Origin of the sequence: Companilactobacillus keshanensis, assembly GCF_003946205.1 — a bacterium.
Classification (GTDB): Bacteria; Bacillota; Bacilli; order Lactobacillales; family Lactobacillaceae; genus Companilactobacillus; species Companilactobacillus keshanensis.
Genome location: NZ_RHOS01000017.1, coordinates 1 through 25,838, shown reverse-complemented (window position 1 = coordinate 25,838; position 25,838 = coordinate 1). Strand labels below are relative to the sequence as shown.

Here is a 25,838-nt window from a genome sequence, read left to right as displayed (position 1 = left end):
TAAATTAACTACATTTTATACTCACGATGTTATAGTTTAGCATAACTTACAAAGAATTTCTAGATAAATTTACCAATAAAAAAGTGTTTCTGCCTGACACGTATCAAAAACTTGATACATATCAAATTACGCAGAAACACTTTTTTTTACTCTTCAGTATTATCTGAATCCTTATTTACGTCAACGGATTCATCATTATCTTCACTTGTTTCATTATTAACTGGATCATCAGAATTATCTTGATCAGTATCTTCTTCAGTTTCTTCATGTTGGATTTTAGCCATAGTTGAAACGATAGACTCGCCATCAACCTTGATCAATCTAACACCTAAAGTAGCACGGCCTGTTTGTGAAACGCTTTGAACTTCAAAACGGATCATAACACCCATATCTGTAATCAGCATGATATCTTCATCCCCACTGACGGAAGTAATTCCGGCAATCGGTCCATTCTTTTCAGTCACGTTAGCAGTCTTGATACCTTTACCGCCACGTCCTTTGATTGGATATTCTTCAACCTTAGTTCGCTTACCATAACCCTTTTCAGAGATTGTAAGAACCTCTTGTCCTGGCTCAACGATTGATGAACCAACGACATAATCTTCCTCTCGAAGTTTGATACCACGAACACCGGCTGCAGTTCTACCCATTGGACGAACATCGCTTTCTCTAAAGGTTACAGCATAACCTCTGTGAGTTCCGATAAAGATAACTTTGCTGCCATCTGTTAAGAAAACATTAGTTAATTCATCACCGTCTTTTAACGTGATCGAACGAAGGCCGGAATGTCTGATATTGGCAAAATCAGTTACTGGCGTGCGTTTAACGGTTCCATATTTAGTAACAAAAAAGAGGAATGAATTTTCCTTATCAACGTCACGTCCAACATTGATAACAGTTTGAATCTTTTCACCCTTTTCAATGTTCAACAAGTTGATCACGGGAATACCCTTAGCCGTACGACCGTATTCAGGTACCTCATAACCCTTAGTCCGATAAACTTTACCAGTATTAGTAAAGAACAACATTCGATCATGAGTCGATGCGTAAATCATATGTTCAATAAAGTCATCATCATGAATACCCATACCTTGGATACCACGGCCACCACGATTTTGAACTCTGAATTCATCAGCAGATAGGCGCTTGAGATATCCATTATGAGTCAAGACAACTAAGATATTCTCTTCTTCGATCAAGTCCTCATCTTCAATATTAGCAACTTCACTGGCACGAATTTCGGTTCTTCTAGGATCACCAAACTTATCTTGGATATCTAGTAATTCATCATAAATAATTTTATCTACACGTTCTGGTGTATTCAAAATATCTTTGTAATCAGCAATTTTTACTAAAAGATCTTGATATTCGGCCTCAACTTTTTCACGTTCCAAACCAGTCAAACGAACCAAACGCATATCAAGGATAGCTTGTGATTGTTTATCTGATAATTTAAAACGATCCATCAAAGTTTGTTTAGCCACACTGGAAGTTTGTGAACCTCTGATAATACTGATGATTTCATCAATATGATCCAGAGCAATTCTCAATCCTTCTAGAATATGAGCACGAGCCTGAGCACGGTCCAATTCATATTTAGTTCTTCTTCTGATAACAACTTCTTGGTGCTTCAAATAATAAACTAGAACTTCTTTAAGTGATAAGACACGTGGTGTTTTATCAACGATAGCAACCATATTGATACCGTAAGAAATTTGTAGTTGTGTCAATTTATAGAGGTTATTCAAGACAACAGAAGCACTCATATCACGACGAATATCAATAACGACTCTCATACCCTCACGGTCAGATTCATCGTTTAAATCAGTGATACCATCGAGTTTTTTATCACGTGCTAATTCAGCGATACGTTCCACTAAGTTGGCTTTATTGACCATATAAGGCAATTCAGTAACAATAATTTGTTCCTGACCGTTCTTCTTAGTTATAACGTCGACTTTGGCACGCAAAATGATTGTACCTTTTCCGTTTTCATAGGCTTTTCTAATTCCAGAACGGCCCATAATGATTCCTCCAGTGGGGAAATCAGGTCCAGGTAATACCTTCATCAAATCAGCAATACTTGCATCTTTATTTCTCATCAAAATATGCAAAGCATCAATAACTTCTTTTAAGTTATGTGAAGGGATATTAGTAGTCATACCAACGGCAATTCCGGTTGCCCCATTGACCAAAAGATTTGGAAAACGTGCAGGAAGTACCATTGGTTCCTTTTCTTCACCGTCATAGTTTGGTACTAAATCAACGGTATCTTTATTAATATCACGCAACATTTCAACTGCCATTTTACTCATACGAGCTTCGGTATAACGCATGGCAGCGGGTGGATCACCATCAATTGAACCAAAGTTTCCGTGTCCATCAACTAATGGATAACGGTAACTAAAGTCCTGAGCCATTCTGACCATTGATTCATAAATGGCAGAGTCCCCATGTGGATGATATTTACCCATGATGTCACCGACAAAACGAGCACTCTTTTTATATGGTTTATCTGGCGTAACGCCAAGTTCATTCATACCGTAAAGAATACGACGGTGAACTGGCTTCAATCCATCACGCACATCTGGAAGTGCTCTTGAAACGATAACACTAGCGGCATAATCCACGAAAGATTTTTTCATAACTTCCGTTAGATTAACATTGGATATTCTTCGATCGTCCATTAACTTGCTTTACCTCCCTAATAATCTACTTCGGCATAACGTGCATTGTCTTCAATAAATTCTCTTCTTGGTTCAACTTTGTCACCCATTAACATTGAGAAAACTTTGTTAGCTTCAATGGCATCATCAAGGTTAACACGGTCCAATCTTCTCTTTTCAGGGTCCATAGTCGTTTCCCATAACTGATCAGCATCCATTTCACCAAGACCCTTGTAACGTTGGATCTTTGGCTCTGGTTTTGGTGAAAGCTGTGATACAAACTCATCTTTCTCTTTATCAGTATCAAAGTACTGCATCATCTTACCTTGACGAACTTGATACAAAGGTGGCTTAGCAATATAAACATAGCCTGCGTCAACAACTGGACGCATATAACGATAGAGCAATGTTAACAACAGTGTTCGAATATGAGCACCATCGACATCAGCATCAGTCATAATGATTACTTTATGGTAACGAGCCTTAGAGATATCAAAATCTTCTCCAAATCCTGTTCCCATAGCTGTAAAGAGTGTTCTGATTTCTTCGTTAGCTAGGATCTTATCCATAGTTGCTTTTTCAACATTTAAAATCTTACCTCTGATCGGCAGGATAGCTTGTGTCAAACGTGAGCGACCAGTTTTAGCAGAACCACCGGCAGAATCACCCTCAACGATAAATAATTCAGAGATTGCTGGATCTTTACTTGAGTTGTCAGCCAATTTACCAGGTAAATTACTGATCTCTAGTCCATTTTGCTTTCTAGTAACCTCACGGGCACGCTTGGCAGCCATTCTAGCTTTAGTAGCTAAACTACCCTTTTCAACGATTTTTTTAGCTAAACTAGGATTTTCCATCAAGAACTTCATGAAGTGTTCACTGAATAGACGATCGGTGATAGTACGAGCATCACTATTACCTAATTTCGTCTTAGTTTGGCCTTCAAATTGAGGATCCGGATGCTTAACACTGACGACCGCGGTCATCCCTTCGCGAACATCCTCACCAGAAAGTTTTTCACTATCTTTTAATAATTTATTTTTATGAGCATAGTCATTGATAACACGTGTTAAGGCCGTCTTAAACCCAACCTCATGAGTACCACCTTCATAAGTGTGGATATTATTGGCGAAAGTCATCAAATTAGTATGGAATTCATCAGTATATTGAAGTGCTACTTCGACCGTAACGCCATCTTGAACACCTTCAAGATAGATTGGGTCTTCGAATAGGACTTCTTTTTCTTTGTCCATAAATTCAACGTAACTCTTGATACCACCCTCGTAATGGAAGACTAGTTTCTCAGCTGTATCCGCTCTTTTATCTGTGAAAGTTAATTTCAAACCTTTGTTTAAAAAGGCCAACTCACGAATTCTAGTTGTCAAAACTTTATCATCGTAAACAGTTGTTTCCGTGAAAATATCAGAATCTGGAACAAAGTGAACTAAAGTTCCATGTTCAAATTCGGGTGCGTCACCAACAACATGCATTGGATGGACAACTTTACCTTTAGCAAAGTCGATTCCATATTGTTTTCCGGCACGAGTAACCACAACGTCAAGTTCACTACTTAACGCATTAACTACTGAGGCACCAACACCGTGCAAACCACCAGAAACCTTGTATCCGCCACCGCCGAATTTACCTCCGGCATGCAGAATCGTATAAACAGTTTCAAGAGCTGGTTTACCAGTCTTTTTTTGGATATCGATTGGAATACCACGACCATCATCAAAGACAGTAATTGAATTATCGGGTTCAACGGTAACGTCAATTTTAGTGGCGAATCCGGCTAAAGCTTCATCGATACCATTATCAATTATTTCCCAAACAAGATGGTGCAGACCTTGTTTACTGGTTGAACCAATATACATACCAGGTCTCTTACGAACGGCTTCAAGTCCCTCAAGAACTTGAATTTGACTGGCATCATATTCTTCGGCTAATTCTTCTCTTTTTTCTAATTCAGCTTCTCTATCGTTCTCAGCCATTAAATTTCCTCCTGTTGAACTACTCCGTTACTAATATTCAAAATATTAGGATTTCTAACTAAAGTTTGATCGACATCTTCGAGCGAAGTTGTCGTAATAAACGTTTGAATGTGATCACTTATTGATGTCAAAAGATGAGTCTGTCGCTTATGATCCAACTCTGACAAAACATCATCCAATAATAAAATTGGATAATCACCTACTTCTTCTTTGATCAATTCGACCTCAGCCAGTTTCAAACTTAAAGCCACAGATCGTTGTTGCCCCTGAGATCCAAAATCCTGAGCATCTTTTCCATTGATCATGAATTTAATGTCATCACGGTGTGGTCCATATAATGTAACCCCGCGCTGGATCTCTTTTTTGACATTTTCTTTGAAAATATTCTTGTAATTATTATAAATATTTTCAACAGATTTTTCATTAACATCGATTACACTACTATATTGCAATTCTAGTTTTTCCTGCTGATCTGTTATATCAGAGTGAATTTTACTCATGAAAGTTTGTAACCTTGCTAAGAAATCCAAACGCATTTTTACTACTTCAGCACAATATCCGGACAGTTGATCGGACAAAACATCCAAATACATCAAATCCGGATTTTTTTGATGCTGTAATTTTTTCAGATAGACATTTCGTTGCTTTAAGACACGACGAAATTGACTAACTGTTTTTAGATACTGTGATGAAATCTGACCAAACTCCATATCAATAAATTTTCTTCTGATCCCAGGATTTCCCTTTACGATCGACAAATCCTCCGGAGAAAATAAAACAACATTCAAATTACCGATATACGTCGATAACTTGCGTTGTTCCAAATTGTTTAAACGAGCTTTTTTTCCAGATTTACTTATAACCAAATCCATCTGCAGGTTGCTAGAATTATCTTTAATGACAGTTCCAGAAATTCTAGCAAAGTCACTGCCCCACATAATCAAATCTTTATCACTAGATGTTCGATGACTTCTTGTTAAAGCTAAAAAATACATAGCCTCTAATAAATTAGTTTTACCTTGGGCATTTCTTCCCAAAAAAATATTAATGTTTGGAGAAAAATCAATTTTTAAAGACTCGTAATTTCGATAACTGCGAAGTCGTAATTCCTTTATATACAAGTGCTTTTATTCAATCTCGTAAGATTCTTTATCGATAATTAATACATCGCCTTTATGCAATTTCTTGCCTCGACGATCCTCCAATTCTCCATTAAGTTGCACCTCATTATCTTTCAGATACCACTTGGCTTGGCCACCGGTTGAAATGATTCCAACGTCCTTTAAAAACTGTCCTAACGTTATAAATTCCGTTTCAATCTTTATTTTTTGCGACATATTAACACCCTATTTATTAGATTTACATATTTAATGACATATTATAATTATAGAGGTTTTTAACTCGAAAAACAACTTATCAGGCGTTTAGAGCAATTTTCAAACAGTTTAGTAGCTCCCCACTAAAAAAGATAAAAAAATCACAGACAGCGCAAAATAAAGGCATATTTCCAAATCAGACAAAAAAAAGGGTCAGAACGAAATGTTCTGGCCCTTTTGACATATTTAAAACGTTCTAACAGGAGTAATCAGTTGAACAAAGTCTTCCTTATTCTCTACTGGTCTCAAAGTGAACGGATGTAATGGTGAAGTAAAACTCATCTCAATATTGGTATTTCCACCAAATGATCTTAAAGCATCTTTCAAATAATCAGGGTTAAATGAAATTTCCAGATCATCACCTTCAATACTCTCAAAATCAAGAACTTCTTCAACAGTTCCGACCTCTGGTGAATTCCCATAAAGGGTTGCTTTCTTTTCAGCAGTCTTTATTTCCAGCTTGATAACATTATTGCGACTCTCATGTGAAAGAAGTGAAGCCCTCTCAACGGAACCTAATAATTTTGTCGTATCAAAAGTAATTCTGGTATTTGAGTCAGCCGGAATCAAACGATCTGTTTCAGGATATCTTCCGTCAAGCAGACGTGAGTAGAACATAACATTGTCAAAACTGAATAGAACTTGATTCTCAGAAATTGACATTGAAATTTCTTTGACTGAATCACTGATTGTTCTAACTAGTTCGGTCAAACTCTTTCCAGGAATAATCAAGTTGTAATCTTCATCACTGGTGATATCGATTCTTCTTTGAGCCAAACGATGACTGTCGGTTGCGACTGAAACTAGTCCCTCGTTGCTGATCAAGAAATTAACACCAGTTAAGACCGGACGACTTTCTTGATTTGAAACAGCAATAACAGTTTGATTAACGACTTCCTTAAATAAATCTGTGGGGAAAACTAATTGATTTGATGTTTCTACCTCTGGGAGGTGTGGATAATTGCTTGCATCCAAACCATTGATAGTAAATTCGGATACGCCAGAAGAAATTAGAGTTTGATTATTACTTAAAACTTCTAAATCAAAGTTATCCCCAGGCAACTTTTTGATGATTTCGTTAAAGAATCTAGCTGGCAATACGATCGATCCAGTACTTTCAATTCTTAAATCATTATCAGTATCGTCTTTTGAAATAAATGAAGTTATAGAAATATCTGAATTACTACCAGTAATGGTCAAACCATTATCTGATAAATCTAGTTTCATTCCTGTAAGTATTGGAATTGTAGTTTTTGTGGAAATTGCTCGTTGAACGTTATTTGTCTGGTTTACGAATTTTGATCTGTCGATTGAAAATTTCATAGGTACCCCTCTTTTAATTAATTAATATATAAATAGAAGTAGTAGTAGGTGCTGTTGATTCTGTGGATAACTTTTATGAGGCTAAGATATTATTGGATTTAACCTGTTATTAACAGGTGTGGATAACAAGATACAATTTAAATACTTTTCAACATGTTAATTTCTGAGTTCATCTTTCAATTCATTGACGGCTCGTTTTATTTCATCATTTTTTATAACTAACTCGGATATTTTATCACATGAATGCATAACTGTCGTATGATCCTTACCACCAAATTCCATTCCAATTTGTGGCAAAGATTTATCTGTAAGTTCTCGGGCTAAGTACATAGCAATTTGTCTAGGAACAACAATTGTTTTTACACGTTTCTTACCTTTTAGATCATTGACGGAAACACGATAGTATTTAGCAACACGACTCTGGATTTTTCCGACGGTCAACCCGTTTTGTTCCTTGTTAAGTTTTAATGATTTTAAAGCATCAGCTGCAATGGATTTAGTTATGTCTTCTTTATTCATTGTTGAATAAGCTTGAACTCGTAGTAAAGCACCTTCTAATTCACGAACATTGGTATCAACTTGTTCAGCGATATATGAAAGAGTGTCATTAGGAATTTCAAGATTTTCAGCTTCAGCCTTGTTACGTAAAATGGCAATTCTTGTTTCAAGGTCAGGTGCAGTGATATCAACTGGTAAACCCCATTTAAAACGTGAAACCAATCTGTCTTGAAGCTTAGGAATTTCGTTTGGTAAACGATCAGAAGTCATAACTATTTGCTTACTATTAGCGTACAGTTCATTAAAAGTATGGAAAAATTCCTCTTGAGTCCCCTCTTTTTCGCCAAAGAACTGAATATCATCTATTAGTAATAAATCTACATTACGATATTCTTGACGGAATTCTTCTTGAGTTCTGGTTTGAATGGAATTAATAAAGTCATTAGCAAAAGTTTCACTGGTAACGTATTTAACATTTGCGGCGGGTTCTAGTTTTATCATTTGATGTCCGATAGCTTGCATCAAATGAGTTTTTCCAAGTCCCACACCACCATAAATAAACAATGGATTGTAAATAGTACCAGGATCTTCTGCAACTGCTAAAGCTGCTGCGTGGGCCATTTGGTTACCACTACCAGTTATGAATGAATCAAAAGTGTATTTTGGATTTAAGTGAGAATTATGAAAAACGTGTCCAGTGGTAGTTGTTTTTTCGACATTATTTTTAGGAGTAGCCGGCTCCTCTTTTTTTGCTTGGTCCTCAGCAGTTTCAATAATAGGATTTAGTTCAATACCATTTAATTCAAATGAATAAATTGCAATATCCTCGGTATAATGTCGCTCCCAATAGTCCTTGTGTAAATTACTAGGAACAGAAATATGAAGATCATTTCCAGAAATATATAAAGGATGTGCGCTTTCTACCCAAGTCGTGTAACTTACGGGGGTTAAACTAGATTTTAATTTTTTAGTTAAATAATCCCAGAATTCTTTGATTTGAGCATTTGAATCGTCGTTTATATTTTGCAAAGATTTCCCCCCAATCTTTAATGTGGATAAATTTTTTACGGAAAAAAGACATTGTATAGTTTATCATTGTATAAAAGAGTTTTCCACAGAACAAATGTTTAAATAATAAAAAAATAACAAGAAGGAAATATTAAAAAAGATGGTCTGTGAAAAAGTAGGATAATTTAAGTTGTTCACATAGTTATCCACAAAATAGTTCACCTGATAAGCCCTTTATATCAACTAATAGTACCGAAATATTTTTTTAATCTCAAGCTGTGGATAACTAAAGCACAGTAAAAAAGTTCAGGTGAAAAGATTGTCGATAACTTTGTGTGTAAAAAAAGTTGTAAAATGCTTCCACAGATTATCCACAGGAAAACTGTTCAAAGATTTTCCGAAACAAATTAGTAACTATATAGAAGTAATCGAAAATTTATTGTTTAAATTCATTGCACGGCATGGTATTATAGTTAAGCAATTGTCTGAAGAAGTGAAAAATTTTTGTTAAATAAGATTCAGGAGGTTTATTGATGACTACAAAAAGAACATTTCAACCTAAGAAGCGTCATCGTGAACGCGTCCATGGTTTCATGAAGAGAATGAGTACAAGTAATGGTCGCAAGGTTCTTGCAAGACGCCGCAAAAAGGGTAGAAAAGTATTATCAGCTTAGTTTTGAAGGATCACTGATTTTTAGTGGTCCTTTTTTATTACAAACAAGGGATCGTCTGGTGACATATGAGAAAGAGTTATCGAATTAAAAAAGAAAATGAGTTTCAATATGTTTATTCAAAGGGACAATCAGTCGCAAATCGTAATTTTGTTCTTTATCAAATTGATAAAAAAGATCAAAAACATTTTCGCGTCGGATTGTCGGTTGGGAAAAAAGTTTCGCATACAGCGGTCGGCCGTAATCGAGTTAAACGTTACGTCAGACAATCATTGTTCGAATTGAAACCAGAACTACCAGCTGAACTGGACTTTTTGATCATTGCTCGAAAACCATCCGTTGATTTAGATATGTTTGAAACGAAAAAAAACATCGTACATTTACTAAAATTAGGTAAAATACTAGGGTAAGATAAAAAATAATAATATATAGGTGTAAAAGTGAATAAAAAAAGCTTAAAAAAATACTTAGGTGTGGCGTTATTACTTGGTGTTGTTTTAGTTTTGTCAGGTTGTTCTAACCTTAATGAACCGATCACTAGCCATAGTACTGGGATTTGGGATCACTATGTTTTATATAGTTTCTCGCAATTTATCCTTTGGCTAGGTTCGTTAGTTGGCAATAGTTCAGGTTGGGCTATCGTGCTGTTTACTCTGATCGTAAGAATTGTTTTACTACCACTGAACTGGTATCAAATCAGAAGTATGAACAAGCAGATGACTGTTCAACCACAAATACAAGCACTTCAGAAGAAGTATTCTGCTAAGGATACTGACACACAAGGTAAGTTAAGAGAAGAGACTCAAAAACTTTATAGTGAGGCTGGAGTTAATCCGGTTGCGGGATGTTTGCCACTTTTGGTGCAGATGCCGGTTATGTTTGCTTTGTATCAAGCAATTTATAAAACTGAACAACTGCGTAATGGAACTTTCTTGTGGATGCAATTAAGTAAAGCCGATCCATATTACATTATGGCTATTTTGGCCGCTGTGTTTACTTTCTTAAGTACATATATTGCCAGCTACTCACAACCAAATCAAAATAAAACTACTAAGTTAATGACATACGTTATGCCAATATTTATTTTCGTTCCAGCTTTGACATTCCCATCAGCCATTACTTTATATTGGGTTGTAACAAATGCTTTCCAAGTTATTCAGACATTGATTTTCCAAAATCCTTTCAAGTACCGTCGTGCTCAAAAGGAAAAGGATGAAGCAGAACGTGAAAAGCAACGTAAGATCAGAAGAGCTAAAAAGCGTGCTTACAAACGTCGTTAATTGACAATTTTTCTAAAACTAGTTAAGATGTTTTAGAAATTGTACAAATATATATAGAAAAGTAGTCAAAGTGCTTTTCCGCCAAAATTGGTGGATTACGCACTTTTTTTGTGCTTAAAAATGGGAAAAGAGGACTATTATGGCAAGTGCAGTTACTGAATATGATACTATTGCTGCTATTTCTACCCCTCCTGGGGAAGGTGCTATTTCGATTGTTCGCCTTTCAGGGGATCAAGCGGTAACTATAGCCCAAAAGATATTCATGGGTAAGGATTTGACCAGAGTTAAGAGTCATACGATAAATTACGGTCATATCATTGATCCTACTGATGGGTCTTTAGTCGATGAAGTTATGGTTTCTATCATGTTAGCTCCAAAAACATTCACTAGAGAAGATGTTGTGGAGATAAATACTCACGGTGGTATCGTAGCCACTAATAAAGTATTACAGCTTTTAATCGGTTCAGGAGCACGTATGGCCGAACCTGGAGAATTTACTAAGCGGGCCTTCTTAAACGGCAGGATCGATTTAACCCAGGCTGAATCAGTAATGGATTTAATTCGTGCTAAAACTGATAAAGCTATGCAAGTTGCGGTGAACCAATTAGATGGTAATTTGAATCATTTGATCTCAAACTTACGTCAAGAAATTTTGGATGCTTTAGCTCAAGTTGAAGTCAATATCGATTATCCAGAATATGACACTGAACAGATGACAACGAAGATGCTGCTAGAAAAAGCTCATTTAGTTAGCAAAAATATTGATAGTCTATTAAAAACAGCTGATAGTGGTGAAATATTGCAACATGGGCTAGCTACAGCAATTGTTGGTAAACCTAATGTTGGTAAATCCAGTTTGCTGAATCGTTTGCTTGATGAAGATAAAGCTATCGTCACAGATGTTGCCGGTACGACTAGAGATATTGTCGAGCAATATGTCAATATTGATGGCGTGCCGCTTAAATTGATTGATACAGCCGGTGTTCGTGATACAACGGATAAAGTGGAAAAAATCGGAGTTGAACGTTCTAAAAAGGCTCTAAAAGAAGCTGATCTAGTTATTGTTGTTTTAGATTCCAGTAGAGAACTTGAAATTGATGATATTCAGTTACTTGATGCAACTAATGACAAACGTCGAATCATTATTTTTAATAAAAATGATTTAGTACCCGTTATAACGCCTAAAACTGTAAATCAAGTTAAGCCTGATGATACGATTCTACAAACGTCCGCTATAACGAACGATGGAATCGAAATGATCAAACAAACAATCAGTCAGATTTTTAATGCTGGTATTGAAGATAGTAGTACAGATGTGATCATTACTAGTGCCAGACAGGCTGGTCTGTTAAGACAAGCAAAGGGAAATTTAAATGATGTTATTTTAGGAATTGAAGCAGGGATGCCAATTGATTTAGTACAGATCGATATGACAGCTTGCTGGGATACTCTAGGTGAAATAACCGGAGATAGTTATCCGGATGAGTTGATAACACAACTATTCTCGCAATTCTGTTTAGGAAAATAGGTGAATGTATGCAAGTTAAGGAATTTGATTCAGAGAATTATGATGTAATTGTAGTTGGAGCTGGTCACGCCGGTTCAGAAGCTGCCTTGTCTGCTGCTAGAATGGGACAAAAGACACTTCTTGTAACAATAAACTTGGATATGGTGGCCTTTATGCCGTGTAATCCTTCTCTTGGTGGACCAGCCAAAGGAATCGTTGTACGTGAAATTGACGCCTTAGGCGGTGAAATGGGCCGTAATATCGATAAAACGTATATTCAAATGAGAATGTTGAATACAGGTAAAGGTCCAGCCGTTAGAGCCTTGCGTGCCCAAGCGGATAAGAACATGTACCATCGTATGATGAAAGAAACACTTGAAGAGGAACCTAATCTTACTTTGAGACAAGGGATTGTTGATAAGCTAATTGTTGAAGATGGTATTTGTAAAGGCGTTGTAACGGCAACTGGTGCTAGATATCATGCCAAGTCCGTTGTATTAACAGCCGGTACATCCTCAAGAGGTAAGATCATTATTGGTGAACTTACTTATTCCTCCGGTCCTAATAACAGTATTCCTTCAATTAAATTGTCAGAAAATTTGGAAGAAAACGGCTTTAAATTAACTCGTTTTAAAACTGGTACACCTCCACGTGTAAATAAAGATACAATTGATTTTTCTAAAACAGATGAACAACCTGGTGATAAAGAACCAAATCATTTTTCATTTGAAACACCAGATTCACAATATTTAAAAGATCAGTTGTCTTGTTGGATGACTTATACTAATTCAACAACACATCAAATTATTCGTGAAAACCTTGATCGTGCTCCAATGTTTTCTGGAATTATCAAAGGTGTTGGCCCAAGATACTGTCCATCAATTGAGGATAAGATCGTTCGTTTTGCTGACAAGCCTCGTCACCAAATTTTCTTGGAGCCAGAGGGTAGAGATACTCAGGAATATTATGTTGGTGATTTCTCAACTTCTATGCCTGAAGAGGTCCAATTAAAAATGGTTCATTCAGTTGCCGGTCTGGAAAACGCTAAATTGATGCGTCCAGGATATGCGATTGAATATGATGTTATCGAACCTTGGCAATTGAAATTAAATATGGAAACAAAGGTCGTTAAAAATCTCTTTACTGCTGGCCAGATGAATGGAACTTCAGGTTATGAAGAGGCTGCCGGACAAGGTCTTATGGCTGGTATCAATGCAGCTTTGCGTGCCGAAGGTAAAGATCCATTTGTCCTACACCGTGATGAAGCTTATATCGGCGTTATGATTGATGATCTAGTTACTAAAGGTACAAATGAGCCTTATCGTTTGCTTACTAGTCGTGCTGAGTATCGTCTAATTTTACGTCATGATAATGCCGACCTGCGTTTGACTGATAAAGGATATGATTTAGGACTTATCAATTCAGATCGTTATGCTAAATTTAACGAAAAACGTGATGCAACTGAACGTGAATTGGAACGTTTGAATCGAAAGATGATAACCCCAAAAATGGCTGAATCATTTATGACAAATCATAACTTTAAGAGTTTGAAAGATGGCATATTAGCTGATCATTTATTGAGACGTCCTGAAGTTCACTATGAGGATATTATTGATATGATCGGTGATCCAGAGGATGGTCCAGTTGATCGTCGTGTTAAGGAACAAGTTGAGATCAGTATTAAATATGCAGGTTATATTAAAAAAGAAGAGCTTAAGATCGAACGATTGAAGAAGATGGAATCAAAGAAGATTCCTGATCGTATCGACTATACTAAAGTACCAAGTTTGGCTACTGAGGCCGTTCAGAAGTTGTCTAAAATAACTCCCGAAACAATTGCTCAGGCCAGCCGTATTAGTGGGGTAAATCCTGCTGATATTGGAATTTTGAGTGTTTATATTGAACAAGGAAGAATCGCTAAAATAACAGAATAGAAAAGGCGTCGTATTTCGACGTCTTTTTTGGTATAAATTTAGTTAGAGGTGATCATATGACCGTAATTGAAAACTATATTAATAATGCAGATACTTCTCATCAAGAGAAGCTCAATCAAATTTACCTGCTGATCAAGTCAGTCGTTCCTGAGGCTGAAGAAAAGATATCCTATGCTATGCCGACATTTTATTTGAAGAAGAATTTAGTTCACTTTGCTGATTTTAAACATCATTTAGGATTTTATCCAACGCCTTCAGCGATTGTTGAATTTGAAAAAGAATTAAAACCATATAAAACATCTAAAGGTGCAATTCAATTTACTTATGAAAAGCCGTTACCTGAAGAATTAATTAAAAAAATTGTTCAATTTCGAAAAGAAGAAATTGAATTAAAATAACTTTCTGAAAACATTTATATAATGGGAAAATCTAACGAACGATTTTCCTATTTTTTTTATTATTAAGTTTTATTACGTATAAAATACGAACTATATTAAAAAACAAATTTGAAATTGTTCGTATTTTCTGCTATATTACTGGTATTGATTTCAGAAAGGTTGTCATAATTTGAAAAGATCTGCTGTTTTATTACTATCCCCGGGACTTTTATTGATAATTGTTCTGTTGATATTACCGATCTTACAAATGTTCTTGCCGACATTTGTGGGAGATCAGTTTTTCTTGGAAAAGTATCTTAACTTTTTCCATAGCAATGGCAATATCCAAGTAATCTTACGAACGTTGATGATTGCAGTTATTACAACCTTGATAACCTTGTCATTGGGGTTGCCAACTGCATATTGGATGTCACGTTTAGGCGACAGATGGAAAAAAGTCGTATCAATAATTGTTTTATTCCCAATATTGACCAATGCCGTAGTTAGAAATTTTGCATGGATAACGATTTTAGGAAAAAATGGTGTAATCAATAACTTTTTGATGCAATTACACATAATTGATAAACCTATGACCTTGCTGTACACAAACTTTTCGATCGTTATTGGATCGGTTTATCTATTTTTGCCGATCATGATCACTTCGTTAGTTAGCTCGTTTAGTCAACTTAACTTTGAAGTTGAAGAAGCCGCTTCAGTCATTGGTGCTCGACCTTCGATCGTATTTTTCAAAGTGATCTTACCGCAACTTTCGGTGGGAATGCTTACAGGTTCAATTCTAGTTTTTGTTGGTTCGCTAACGGCATATACAACGCCACAATTGTTAGGTGGAAACAAGAACATGGTATTGGCAACATTGCTACAACAACAGTCGATCACATTAGGAGATTGGACAAGTGCTAGTGTAGTTGCCGTTATCCTAACTGTAATTGCTGTCTTAGTTATGACGATTATGAATTACGGTACTAAGTTAATGGATCGGAGGAATGCTAAGTGAGAACAAAAATTAAGTTTTCTTCCGTAGTAGGATGCTTAGTTTTGGTAATACTGGTTGTACCACTGTTGATTGTTATTGTTACTTCATTTGGTGAAGAATCTGCAATTTCTTTTCCAATTAAGGGTTTTACTTTTGAATGGTATGCCAATGTCTTTCAACAACCGGATTTTGTTGAAGGATTGAAGATGAGTTCAATTGTAGCCATTTTGGCATCTTTTCTGGCTCTATTGGTCGGAATACCGATCGTCTATGTTTTGACGAGATTTGATATCCATCATAAAGACTGGTTTCAGACAATTTTCTTGAGTCCAGCCTTGATACCAGAAATAGTAATTGGATTTGCTTTATACCAAGCTTTAGTAATCAGCTTACAATTGCCACTCTTTATAAGTTTGATAGTTGGACATTTTCTATTGTGCTTGCCATACGTGGTTCGTTTGATCACGGCTGGAATGATGGAATTTGATGAAAGCATAGAAGAAGCAGCGTGGATGGTAGGGTACGATAAAATAACAACTTTCTTCAAAGTTGTTATTCCTAACATTAAACAAAGTGTCGTCGCAGCGTTTATCTTATCTTTTATTACATCTTTCAATAATATTCCAATAAGTTTGTTCCTGAATGGACCGGATTTAAACATGTTACCAACGTCTATTCTTAATTACTTAGAGAACAATTATGATCCAACGGTTTCAGCGGTTTCAGTTATCTTGATGATTATCACAGCTTCGATCATGATCCTCGCTGAAAAATATTTAGGATTAAACAAATTGACTTAGGAGACTTAAATTGGCAAATATCGAAATATCAGATCTATCTATGTCTTATCAAAAAGGTAAACAAATTCTTGATCAATTATCGTTGAATATCAAAGATGGAGAACTGTTATCAATTTTAGGGCCCAGTGGTTGTGGTAAAACAACTATGCTACGTTTGATCTCCGGTCTTATCCCGATTCAAAAGGGAACCATCAAAGTGTCAGGGAAGGATATCAGCAAGGTTCCGGTCTATAAAAGAAATTTTGGAATGGTTTTCCAAAGTTACGCACTTTTCCCACATATGACAATTTTTCAAAATATTACGTTTGGCTTAAAGAGGCGTAAGTTAGACAAAAAAACAATTGAACAAAAAGCACTTAATATTTTAGATATAACAGGTCTATCAAATTTAAAGGACCGTATGCCACATGAACTATCCGGTGGTCAGCAACAACGTGTTTCATTGGCACGTGCCTTAGCGATAAATCCCAATGTTCTACTTTTAGATGAGCCACTAAGTAATTTGGACGCTAAGTTGAGAATTGAGATGCGAGAAGAAATTCATCGTCTGCAACAAAAGCTCGATATGACGACTATCTTTGTTACCCATGATCAGGAGGAGTGTTTTGCAATTTCTGATCGAGTAGCTCTGATGAATCAAGGCCAAATTGAACAATTAGATACACCGCAAAATATTTACAAAAATCCACGAACTGAATTTGTAGCCCGCTTTATCGGTTATGAGAATTTTATTCCTAAAACTTGGGCTGAAGATCAGCAATGGCAATTTCATAAAGAAATTACGGGAAAATTGTTGACCATTCGTCCAGAAAATATTGGGATCGGCACAGGAGAGAATACTCTTTTGGGGAAAGTCGTTTCTAAAAACTTTTTAGGAAATTACTATCAATATATCGTCGATACAGAACTTGGTATTTTGAAAGTAAATACGACTAAAGATCAGTCAGAAACAAATGCTGAAATTACATTGAATTTTCCAGAATCATCATTAATTGAATTAGAGGATAAATAGGAGATTAACATGAAAAAAAATACTAAATTCTTTGCGATAATTACAACTTTACTAGTTACATTACTTGTAGCAGGGTGCAGCAATAATAGCAGTAAAGAAAGTAAGCAGTTGACGGTTTCCACTTTCGGATTAGCAACTAAGCAGATGACAAATGATGTCTTCAAGCCATTCCAAAAAGATAACAAGCTAAAGGTTAAGAGCCAATTTGGTGATAGTTCATCTAGATTTACTCAAATTGAACATAATCCTAATTCAAGTGTTGACGTGATCGAGTTAGCTCAAAACAATGCAGTAGCCGGACAAAAAAAGGGTCTATTTAAGAAATTAGACTTTAGCAAACTTAAGAATTTCAAGTATTTAAGTAAGGAACAACAAAAATTGGCTAAGGATACTAACAGTGTTCCTTATACCGTTAATAGCATTGGTATTATCTACAATCCTAAGACAGTTGGTAAAATCACTTCATGGGATCAATTATGGGATAAGAAATTAGAAAATAGAATTGCCATTCCAGATATTTCAACTACTTTTGGACCAGCCATGGTTTATATGGCTAGTGAACATGCTAAAACTGACGTAACAAAGGATGACGGTAAAGCAGCCTTTGGTGCCTTGAAAGAACTAAAACCAAACGTTGTTAAGACATATGCAAAATCTTCTGATCTTGCTAATATGTTCAAATCTGGTGAAATCGACGTCGCAGTTGTTGGTGATTTTGCAGTCGATATGATCCAAGGTGCAGCTCCAGATGTTGATTATGTAGTTCCGGAATCAGGTACATACGCTAACTACGATACAGTATCAATTTTGAAGAATAGCAAGAATACAGAAGCAGCTTATAAATATATTGACTACCGTATTAGTAAGGATTCACAAACAACTGTTGCTGGCTCAGATTCGTTAAATAATGCACCAGTAAATGATCAAGTTAGCTTAACTCGCGATGTTAAACATATGACATATGGAGATGTTGCAAAACGTGCTAAATTAATTGATTTTAACTATGTAAATAAACAATTACCAACATGGATCAAAACTTGGAATCAAACAATGAATTAATGAGGCGAATATGAAAATAGACACTTTGATCATCAATGGAAAAGTTTTTAACAGTTTTAATCAAACTTTTGAATCAAAAGACATAGCGATTTCCGATGGAAAGTTTGTCAGAGTTGATACTAATTTAAAGTATGAGGCCAAAAAAACGGTTGATGCGAAAGGTCAATATCTTATTCCTGGTTTGATAGATTCTCACATGCATATCGAGAGTTCGATGACTGGGCCGGCTAATTTCGGAGCAGTCGCAGTTAAATTTGGAACAACAACAGTAGTTGCCGATGCCCATGAAATTTCTAATGTTGCAGGATTACAAGGATTAAAGGATTTTATGAATCAGAGCAGTGTGGTTGATACATTCTATGCGATCCCTTCATCAGTACCATCAACTAGGCCAGATATGGAAACGACTGGTGGAATCATTGGATTATCCGAAGTAAATGAACTATTGAAGGATAAGCGAATAGTTTGTTTAGGTGAAGCTATGAATTTTAAAGGCATAGTTGATGAACCAGACTCATTAATCAGACAGATAATTCGCTTATGCCAAAATAAACGTCCAACGATGCCGCTTGAAGGCCACTGTCCAAAATATACAGGAGAAGATCTAGCTAAATTTGTTGCCAGCGGAATTACTTCTGATCATACTTTTCAAGCTCCAGAAACTATGCTCGAACGAATCAGCAACGGGATGTATATTCAGATTCAAAAGAAGTCACTTTCAAAAGAGAACATGCAAACGATAGTTGATCATAATTTGTACGAATATGTTGGCTTTGTGACTGATGATGTAATGGCTGACGATTTGGTCCATGGACATTTGAATATGATTGTTCAAAAAGCAATTAGTCTAGGATTACCAGCTGAGAAAGCTATTTATATGGCAACATATACGCCAGCTAGAAGAATGTCCCTCAATGATCGTGGGGCAATTACTCCAGGTAGAGTGGCCGATCTGATTGTGTTGTCCGATCTTAACGAATTTACTATTTCTAAGGTCTTCAAATCTGGAGTCTCCGTTTCAGATCTACCATCTCAAAGAGCTGATTTTCCTAAGTATTTAGAGACAACGGTTCATGCTAAGAAATTTACTAAAGATGATCTGATTCTTAAAAGTTCTCAAGATTTAGTTGTTGCTAATATAATGGCAGTCAATGAACATGGTACTTTCACTAAACATGAAAAAATGGAATTAAAAGTAGTAAACGGAGTAGTTGATTGGCAGAGTGTAGGATTATCATTATTGGTCGTGCAAGAACGCTATGGTAAGAACGGCAATGTCAGTTTTGGATTGGTCAAAAATACTTTGAAAAAATCTGGTGCAGTGGGAACGACTTGGGCACATGATCATCATAATCTGATGGTTATGGGAACAGATCTTGATTCCATGTTAAGTGTTCAGCATCAAATCATCGATCAACAAGGTGGTTATGTGGTTGCTGAAGACGATAAAATAACTGCTAATGCACCACTCATTATTGGTGGAATCATCAGTAGCGAGCCAGTAGAAATTTTGGCTATGAAACTAAAACAGGTTAGAGAGGCCATGAATCGTTTAGGATATGTAAACTTTAACGAAATAATGTCCTTCTCAACCTTGTCATTATTAGTATCTCAAGAATTGAAGATCTCCGATGTGGGGATGTTTGATGTTAAAACACAGAAAAAAATTCCACTATTTGATTAAAGTAAGAGCGTTTGGAGTAATCCAAACGCTTTTTTTGTATACTGGATTATAAATAGAGACCTACAAATATTTAGTATGTAAGGAGAAATATTTTGGAAAAAATCGGTGTTATAGGATTAGGAAAGATTGCTCAAAAAGCATATCTACCCGTTATGTCAGAATTACAAGGTCAATATGAATGGCATTTAACTACGCGTAATAAAGAAAAAGGCGAGAAGTTAAGGGCCAAGTATAATTTCAGTCATCTGCATCAAACTTTGGATCAATTGATTGATGAACATCCCTTGGCAGTTTTTGTACATACACCAACAGAAACCCATGCTGAAATTATTCAACAGTTATTGTTGGCAGGTATCAATGTTTATGTTGATAAGCCGGTTTCTGCTGATATTGCTGAAGTTAAACGACTTTACATGTTGGCCGAATCCAAAAATTTAATACTTACATGTGGTTTTAACCGGCGTTTTGCACCCTTTAATCAGGATTTAAAAGCAATGAAAGATAAAAGAATGATAACCGTTGAAAAAACTCGTGAAGATACGGAACAGTCTGTAAATAAGGCTGTCTTTGATTTAGCCATTCACAGTGTAGATACGGCACTATATTTGATGGATGGACCAGTAGAAAAAATTAATTCCAGATTAGTTCTGCAGGATGAAGAATTGGCACAAATGTATTTAGAAATCGCAGGCAAGAACAGTCAAACACGTGTTGTAACTAATATGATCAGTGGTCTAAACTTAGAGCAAAGTGTAGTTCAGACCGAAACACAAAGAGCAGTCTTAAAGGATTTGAGTTTATTACAGAACTACACTACTAGTGGAATCCAGCAAAAATCCCGTCCTGATTGGGAACCAAACTTAGTTACACGTGGTTTTAAACCTATTATTGTAGCGTTTTTAAAGGCTGTTTCTGAAAAATTAGAGAATCCAGTTAGTCCTGAATCATCAATATTAAGTCATGAAACCTGTTACAAAATTGTTCATCAAAAATAGTACACTATATCTAGTAGAAACATATGTTCTAAATACAGAATGTTCCATGTGAAACAATTCTACTGATCTGACGTTTATACGCTTATTGTAATGAAATTAAAATAATGCTAATATACTTGCCAAAGTGCAAGCAGAGTACTTTAAAATGAGGGGGATTTACTATGTCAAAATTCAATACTACATTGATTCATGGAGGGAAAATTGATGATAATAATACTGGTGCGATCAATACACCAGTTTACAATTCATCGACTTACGTTTCTCCTAAATTTGGTGCAGACGTCCGTTGGGATTATGAAAGATCAGGCAATCCAACTAGAGCATCTTTGGAACAATTATTAGCTAAACTTGAAAATGGAGCAGGGGCATTTGCTTTTGCATCAGGAATGGCTGCCATTACAGCTGCATTTTCACTCTTTAAACCGGGTGACAACATTGTTATTGGTGATAATATTTATGGTGGAACTTTCCGTTATATCAATGATTATTTGAAGCCAAATGGCGTTACATTTACTTCAGTTGATACTAGAGATTCGGCTGCCGTTGAAAAGGCTATTTCTTCGGAAACTAAGGCAATTTATTTCGAAACAGTCACAAATCCATTATTACAATTAACGGATGTTAGACAAATTACTGCGATTGCTAAAAAACACAATATTTTAACAGTGATCGACAATACATTCTTGTCACCATATCTACAGCAACCGCTTAATTTAGGCGCAGATGTTGTGATCCATTCAGCAACCAAATATTTAGCCGGTCATTCGGATCTCGTAGCTGGTGTCGTCGTTGCTAAAGATAAAGATGTAGCTGATCAAATTTATAATTATCAAAACACTACTGGTGCTGTGTTACCACCACAGGAATGTAGTATTTTACAAAGAGGTATTCAAACATTAGCTGTAAGAATGGATCGTCACTTATTCAATGTTGAAAAGGTAATTGAATTTCTAGAAAGTGATTCTCGTATCAGCAAGATCCACTATCCTGGTCACGATGGTGATAAGAATTTTGATTCTATTAAAGATGAGTGTAAAGGATTTGGCGGAGTGTTGTCATTTGAATTAAATCCAGGATTAAATGCCAAAGAGTTTGTTAATCATATCAAAGTTATTTCTTTTGCTGTCAGCTTAGGTGCAGTTGAAAGCTTGGCCGAAGTTCCTGCCTTCCAATCACATGCCGAAATTCCCCGAGAAGAACGTCTGAAAGTTGGTATTACGGATGAATTGATACGTCTTTCAATTGGTTTGGAAGATTATCATGATTTGATCGATGATTTGAAACAAGCATTGGATTTTGTCTAAATTTAAGAAGAGTTTCGGACAAATTCAGCATATTTAGAATTTAGTCAAAAGATGTAAAAAAATTATTTTAATCGAATTAAAAAAGTTGAAGTATCTTGATTGTATTCAAGATACTTCAACTTTTTAGTTTAAATTAATTATCTGATTTACGATAACCATAGGCAAAATAGATTCCGGTACCAACTATGATCCAACCTATAAAGGCAATCCATGAATTGACGCTTACTTGAGTCATCAACAGGATACATAGAAATGCTGATAATAATGGGAAGAATGGATAAAAAGGAACGTGGAAACCACTTTCTGGTACGTCATCACGATGTCTCAATTTAATAACCCCTAGAGAAACAAAAGTGAATGACAGAAGGGTTCCAATATTAACTAGACTGGTTAATTCTTTTAAGGAAACAAAACCACCTAAGACAACAGCCATGATCGTAATGGCGTTTAGTGACAACATTGGCATATTGGATCTCTTTTCTAGTTCACCAAATTTTTCGGGGATCATTTTGTCACGACCTAGTGCATAAACTAATCGCGAACCACCATAAAGCGTATTTAGCATCATAGTAAACATCCCTGCTAGGGCGCCGATCGTAATAATAAAGGCAATTTTTCCTAAGCCGACATATCGCAATGCTAAAACAACAGGGTCAGAAACATTCAGATCTTTATAGTTGACCATACCCGTCAAAACTGCTGCCATAATCAGATAAAGTCCTGCACAGACGGCAAGAGAAATCATAATACCAGCGGGAATATTCTTTTGAGGGTCTTTAACTTCAGGTGCTGAAGATGGAATGACGTCAAAGCCTAAATAGGCAAAGAATACTAAAGCAGCACCTTTAACAACACCCAGACCACCCATTGGGAAGTAGGGATGATAATTAGCCGGCTTTACATAGAACAAACCGATAACGATAAAGGCAATGATGACAGCTAATTTAACAAAAACCATCACGGCATTCATTCTGGCAGAGGCTTGGACACCTCGTTTTAATAGAAAATAAATCAGAATGAGAACGATAACTGATGGTAAATTGATAATTGTTCCTTCTGAAGGAATAAAAGGTCCCGTTAGGGCCTTAGGAAGCTCTATACCGAATCCTTGGAACAGACTAACAAAGTAGGCTGAAAATCCTGAAGAAACGGCTGAGACCCCTAATACGTACTCTAGACATAATGCCCAACAAACGATCCAGCCAGGAAATTGTCCAAAAACGATACTTCCGTATGAATATGTACTACCAGCAACTGGAAAAGTCGATGATAATTCCGCAAAACACATTGCGGCTAAGATACAAACTATTGCTGCCAAGACAAAAGAGAGGGTAATACTTGGTCCAGATGTCGAGTAAGCAACGATTCCGGGAAGAATAAAAATACCTGTACCAATAATCGAACCAATACCCATGGCAATCAAGTTGTTTTTAGTCAACGATTTCGTAAAATGAGAGTCTTTTGAGATGAATTGTCTATAGTCTGCTTTTTTGAAAAGTTTTTCTTTCATATTTTTACCTACCTGTAAAATAACCTTTACTAGATTACGTAATTTTTAGACCGAATGTCAATATTAATCGAATAAATAGTTACAGGGAATATTTTACTAGACTAAATATAAAGCGATAAATCTCTGATAGAATAGAATTATACTCACAACAGATTACTGTTTGATTAAAAATAAACAAATACAATGCAAAAGTTAAGGCTTTTCGGTATATTTTTAATGATAGAAAAAAGTAAAGAGGCAAATGGATTTGGAAAATAAATTAGAGACTTCACGTGGATTTGTAAATATAAAATTAACCGGTGATATCAGTAACGATAAAGATATTATCGTCTTAGTTTCAGGTATCAATGGTTCGATCTCCTATTATGATACGATCACACCTTATTTGACTGATAAATATACGGTTATAGCGATTGATCTCTTGGGACAAGGCAATTCCGGAGAAGGTAAGGATGATCTTTATACAATTGATGTCGAGGCCTGGGCCATTTGGGAAGCTATCGGTCGTGTTAAAGTGCTAAAACCTGTCATTGTCTTTGGCTATGGTGTTGGTGGACTTATCGTCAATCGAATGGCCGAACAACATGATATTGCAATGTCTAAAAAAATTATGTTGAATACACCGGCTACACAAAAATATGCTGATTTAGATACATCAACTACGTTATCATCGATACCTCTACTAGGTAAAATGGCTAAGTCTTCAGTTAAATCGAATTTATATTTTGCAAAGAATTTTGATACTTCAAGTTTACCTGATCCTAATGTCATTGGTGATTCAGCCAAAGATACTGACAAAAAAGTTGCTAAAAAGCTATTGAAGTCAACAGATAGTTACCTTGAAGAAATGGCTCTAAATCGCCGTATGCGTAAAGCTAACTTACCAACTTTGGCCTTGTTCTCGGACAATGATCAAATTTTAGGAGAAGCCGGAATTAAAGATGCTAAAGCAACTATCGGCCGTGTTCCGAATCTTAAAATGGAAGATGTAATAGGGACCGGTCATATCGCCTTCTTAGAAAAACCGGAAGAAATCGCTAAAAAAATCATTGCCTTTGACGAAAGTACACAAACAGAAGAATCGTAATTTAGATTTGACTTAATCAATATAACCATCAATAATCAAAGTAAAAAGAAAGCAGGTATCTCTCATGTCAAACCAAGCTCTTTTAATTATTGATTATACAAACGATTTTGTTGCCGATAACGGTGCATTAACTTGCGGTAAACCCGGACAGCTGATTGAACCAAGGATCATGAAAATAGCTGAGGATATGAGAAAATCGGGTGATTGGGTATATTTACCAACGGATCTTCACAAACCATTCGATTCATATCATCCTGAAACAAAACTTTTTCCAGCGCACAATTTACGTGATACTTGGGGCCGAGAATTTTTTGGCGATTTGAAAGATTGGTATGAGAAACATAAGTCAGAAAATAATGTTGAAATGTTTGATAAAACAAGATACAGTGCTTTTGCCGGAACGGCCTTAGATATTAGATTACGTGAAAGAGGCGTTGATACACTCCATCTTGTCGGTGTTTGTACGGATATCTGTATCTTACATACAGCTGTGGATGCTTATGATTTGGGATATAAAATTGTTGTTCACAGTCAAGGAGTGGCATCATTCAATCAAGTCGGCAATGACTGGGCAATGGAACATTTTGAAAAAGTATTAGGTGCTACTATTAAAAAATAAATAAAAAGGCACTGTAATTGAAGTGCCCTAAAATTGTTAGACATAATCTAACAACTTTGGGGGCACTTTTTTTATGACCAAATACTCTTCAGAATTCAAAGTCAAACTAGTAAATGAATACTCTGATGGACAAATTTCTATAC

General features: G+C 35.9%; 22 protein-coding genes. 15 read left to right on the top strand and 7 right to left on the bottom strand.

The window, feature by feature from the left end:
* Positions 1 to 146 precede the first annotated feature (146 nt).
* From gyrA to dnaA, 6 genes are all read right to left on the bottom strand, one after another.
* The gene (gene gyrA, locus EKM64_RS08970; RefSeq protein WP_125677782.1) at positions 147 to 2,687 is read right to left on the bottom strand and encodes a DNA gyrase subunit A; all 2,541 of its coding nucleotides are present in this window, start codon (positions 2,685 to 2,687) and stop codon (positions 147 to 149) included.
* A gap of 17 nt (positions 2,688 to 2,704) precedes the next feature.
* Positions 2,705 to 4,657 (bottom strand): DNA topoisomerase (ATP-hydrolyzing) subunit B, encoded by a 1,953-nt coding sequence (gene gyrB, locus EKM64_RS08965; protein WP_125677780.1) that lies wholly within the window; start codon positions 4,655 to 4,657, stop codon positions 2,705 to 2,707.
* Positions 4,657 to 5,778, bottom strand: coding sequence for a DNA replication/repair protein RecF (gene recF / locus EKM64_RS08960; RefSeq protein WP_125677778.1), 1,122 nt, complete (start codon positions 5,776 to 5,778; stop codon positions 4,657 to 4,659). The genes gyrB and recF overlap by 1 nt, the downstream gene beginning before the upstream one ends.
* Positions 5,779 to 5,784: 6 nt before the next feature.
* Positions 5,785 to 5,994, bottom strand: coding sequence for a S4 domain-containing protein YaaA (gene yaaA / locus EKM64_RS08955; protein ID WP_125677776.1), 210 nt, complete (start codon positions 5,992 to 5,994; stop codon positions 5,785 to 5,787).
* 225 nt (positions 5,995 to 6,219) lie between these two features.
* Entirely contained in the window at positions 6,220 to 7,356 is a 1,137-nt protein-coding gene (dnaN, locus tag EKM64_RS08950) for a DNA polymerase III subunit beta (RefSeq protein ID WP_125677775.1), read from the bottom strand.
* Between the two features lie 156 nt (positions 7,357 to 7,512).
* The gene (gene dnaA, locus EKM64_RS08945) at positions 7,513 to 8,850 is read right to left on the bottom strand and encodes a chromosomal replication initiator protein DnaA (RefSeq protein ID WP_225420994.1); all 1,338 of its coding nucleotides are present in this window, start codon (positions 8,848 to 8,850) and stop codon (positions 7,513 to 7,515) included.
* A 545-nt stretch (positions 8,851 to 9,395) separates the two neighbouring features.
* Between dnaA and rpmH the strand changes: the two genes are divergently transcribed.
* From rpmH to EKM64_RS08880, 13 genes are all read left to right on the top strand, one after another.
* Positions 9,396 to 9,536 carry a 50S ribosomal protein L34 gene (gene rpmH, locus EKM64_RS08940; RefSeq protein ID WP_010625561.1) on the top strand — a complete coding sequence of 47 codons (141 nt, stop codon included), beginning with the start codon at positions 9,396 to 9,398 and terminating at the stop codon, positions 9,534 to 9,536.
* A 65-nt stretch (positions 9,537 to 9,601) separates the two neighbouring features.
* The gene (gene rnpA, locus EKM64_RS08935) at positions 9,602 to 9,943 is read left to right on the top strand and encodes a ribonuclease P protein component (RefSeq protein ID WP_125677771.1); all 342 of its coding nucleotides are present in this window, start codon (positions 9,602 to 9,604) and stop codon (positions 9,941 to 9,943) included.
* Positions 9,944 to 9,973: 30 nt separating this feature from the next.
* Positions 9,974 to 10,813, top strand: a complete 840-nt coding sequence (locus EKM64_RS08930; RefSeq protein ID WP_125677769.1) for a YidC/Oxa1 family membrane protein insertase — start codon at positions 9,974 to 9,976, stop codon at positions 10,811 to 10,813.
* 139 nt (positions 10,814 to 10,952) lie between these two features.
* Positions 10,953 to 12,341, top strand: coding sequence for a tRNA uridine-5-carboxymethylaminomethyl(34) synthesis GTPase MnmE (mnmE, locus tag EKM64_RS08925; RefSeq protein WP_125677767.1), 1,389 nt, complete (start codon positions 10,953 to 10,955; stop codon positions 12,339 to 12,341).
* Positions 12,342 to 12,349: 8 nt separating this feature from the next.
* The gene (gene mnmG, locus EKM64_RS08920; RefSeq protein WP_125677765.1) at positions 12,350 to 14,254 is read left to right on the top strand and encodes a tRNA uridine-5-carboxymethylaminomethyl(34) synthesis enzyme MnmG; all 1,905 of its coding nucleotides are present in this window, start codon (positions 12,350 to 12,352) and stop codon (positions 14,252 to 14,254) included.
* A gap of 56 nt (positions 14,255 to 14,310) precedes the next feature.
* Entirely contained in the window at positions 14,311 to 14,652 is a 342-nt protein-coding gene (locus tag EKM64_RS08915) for an iron chaperone (RefSeq protein ID WP_125677763.1), read from the top strand.
* A gap of 283 nt (positions 14,653 to 14,935) precedes the next feature.
* Positions 14,936 to 15,646, top strand: coding sequence for an ABC transporter permease (locus EKM64_RS08910; protein ID WP_225420993.1), 711 nt, complete (start codon positions 14,936 to 14,938; stop codon positions 15,644 to 15,646).
* Positions 15,643 to 16,425 (top strand): ABC transporter permease, encoded by a 783-nt coding sequence (locus EKM64_RS08905; protein ID WP_225420992.1) that lies wholly within the window; start codon positions 15,643 to 15,645, stop codon positions 16,423 to 16,425. The genes EKM64_RS08910 and EKM64_RS08905 overlap by 4 nt, the downstream gene beginning before the upstream one ends.
* Positions 16,426 to 16,435: 10 nt before the next feature.
* Positions 16,436 to 17,437 (top strand): ABC transporter ATP-binding protein, encoded by a 1,002-nt coding sequence (locus tag EKM64_RS08900; RefSeq protein WP_125677759.1) that lies wholly within the window; start codon positions 16,436 to 16,438, stop codon positions 17,435 to 17,437.
* A gap of 9 nt (positions 17,438 to 17,446) precedes the next feature.
* Positions 17,447 to 18,496 carry an ABC transporter substrate-binding protein gene (locus tag EKM64_RS08895; protein WP_125677757.1) on the top strand — a complete coding sequence of 350 codons (1,050 nt, stop codon included), beginning with the start codon at positions 17,447 to 17,449 and terminating at the stop codon, positions 18,494 to 18,496.
* Positions 18,497 to 18,506: 10 nt separating this feature from the next.
* A complete protein-coding gene (locus tag EKM64_RS08890) occupies positions 18,507 to 20,180 on the top strand; it encodes an adenine deaminase C-terminal domain-containing protein (RefSeq protein ID WP_125677755.1) in 1,674 nt (557 codons plus the stop codon).
* 92 nt (positions 20,181 to 20,272) lie between these two features.
* Positions 20,273 to 21,175 (top strand): Gfo/Idh/MocA family protein, encoded by a 903-nt coding sequence (locus EKM64_RS08885; protein ID WP_125677753.1) that lies wholly within the window; start codon positions 20,273 to 20,275, stop codon positions 21,173 to 21,175.
* A 161-nt stretch (positions 21,176 to 21,336) separates the two neighbouring features.
* Positions 21,337 to 22,479 carry a trans-sulfuration enzyme family protein gene (locus EKM64_RS08880; RefSeq protein ID WP_125677751.1) on the top strand — a complete coding sequence of 381 codons (1,143 nt, stop codon included), beginning with the start codon at positions 21,337 to 21,339 and terminating at the stop codon, positions 22,477 to 22,479.
* A gap of 133 nt (positions 22,480 to 22,612) precedes the next feature.
* On the opposite strand, the gene EKM64_RS08875 is transcribed toward EKM64_RS08880, so the two are convergent.
* Positions 22,613 to 23,989: an APC family permease gene (locus EKM64_RS08875; protein ID WP_125677749.1), complete on the bottom strand. Its 1,377-nt coding sequence runs from the start codon at positions 23,987 to 23,989 to the stop codon at positions 22,613 to 22,615.
* Positions 23,990 to 24,230: 241 nt separating this feature from the next.
* On the opposite strand from EKM64_RS08875, the gene EKM64_RS08870 reads away from it, so the two are divergent.
* Both EKM64_RS08870 and EKM64_RS08865 read left to right on the top strand, forming a co-directional pair.
* Positions 24,231 to 25,076 (top strand): alpha/beta fold hydrolase, encoded by an 846-nt coding sequence (locus EKM64_RS08870; protein ID WP_125677747.1) that lies wholly within the window; start codon positions 24,231 to 24,233, stop codon positions 25,074 to 25,076.
* Between the two features lie 64 nt (positions 25,077 to 25,140).
* Positions 25,141 to 25,695 carry a cysteine hydrolase family protein gene (locus EKM64_RS08865; RefSeq protein ID WP_125677745.1) on the top strand — a complete coding sequence of 185 codons (555 nt, stop codon included), beginning with the start codon at positions 25,141 to 25,143 and terminating at the stop codon, positions 25,693 to 25,695.
* The last annotated feature ends 143 nt before the right edge of the window (positions 25,696 to 25,838 follow it).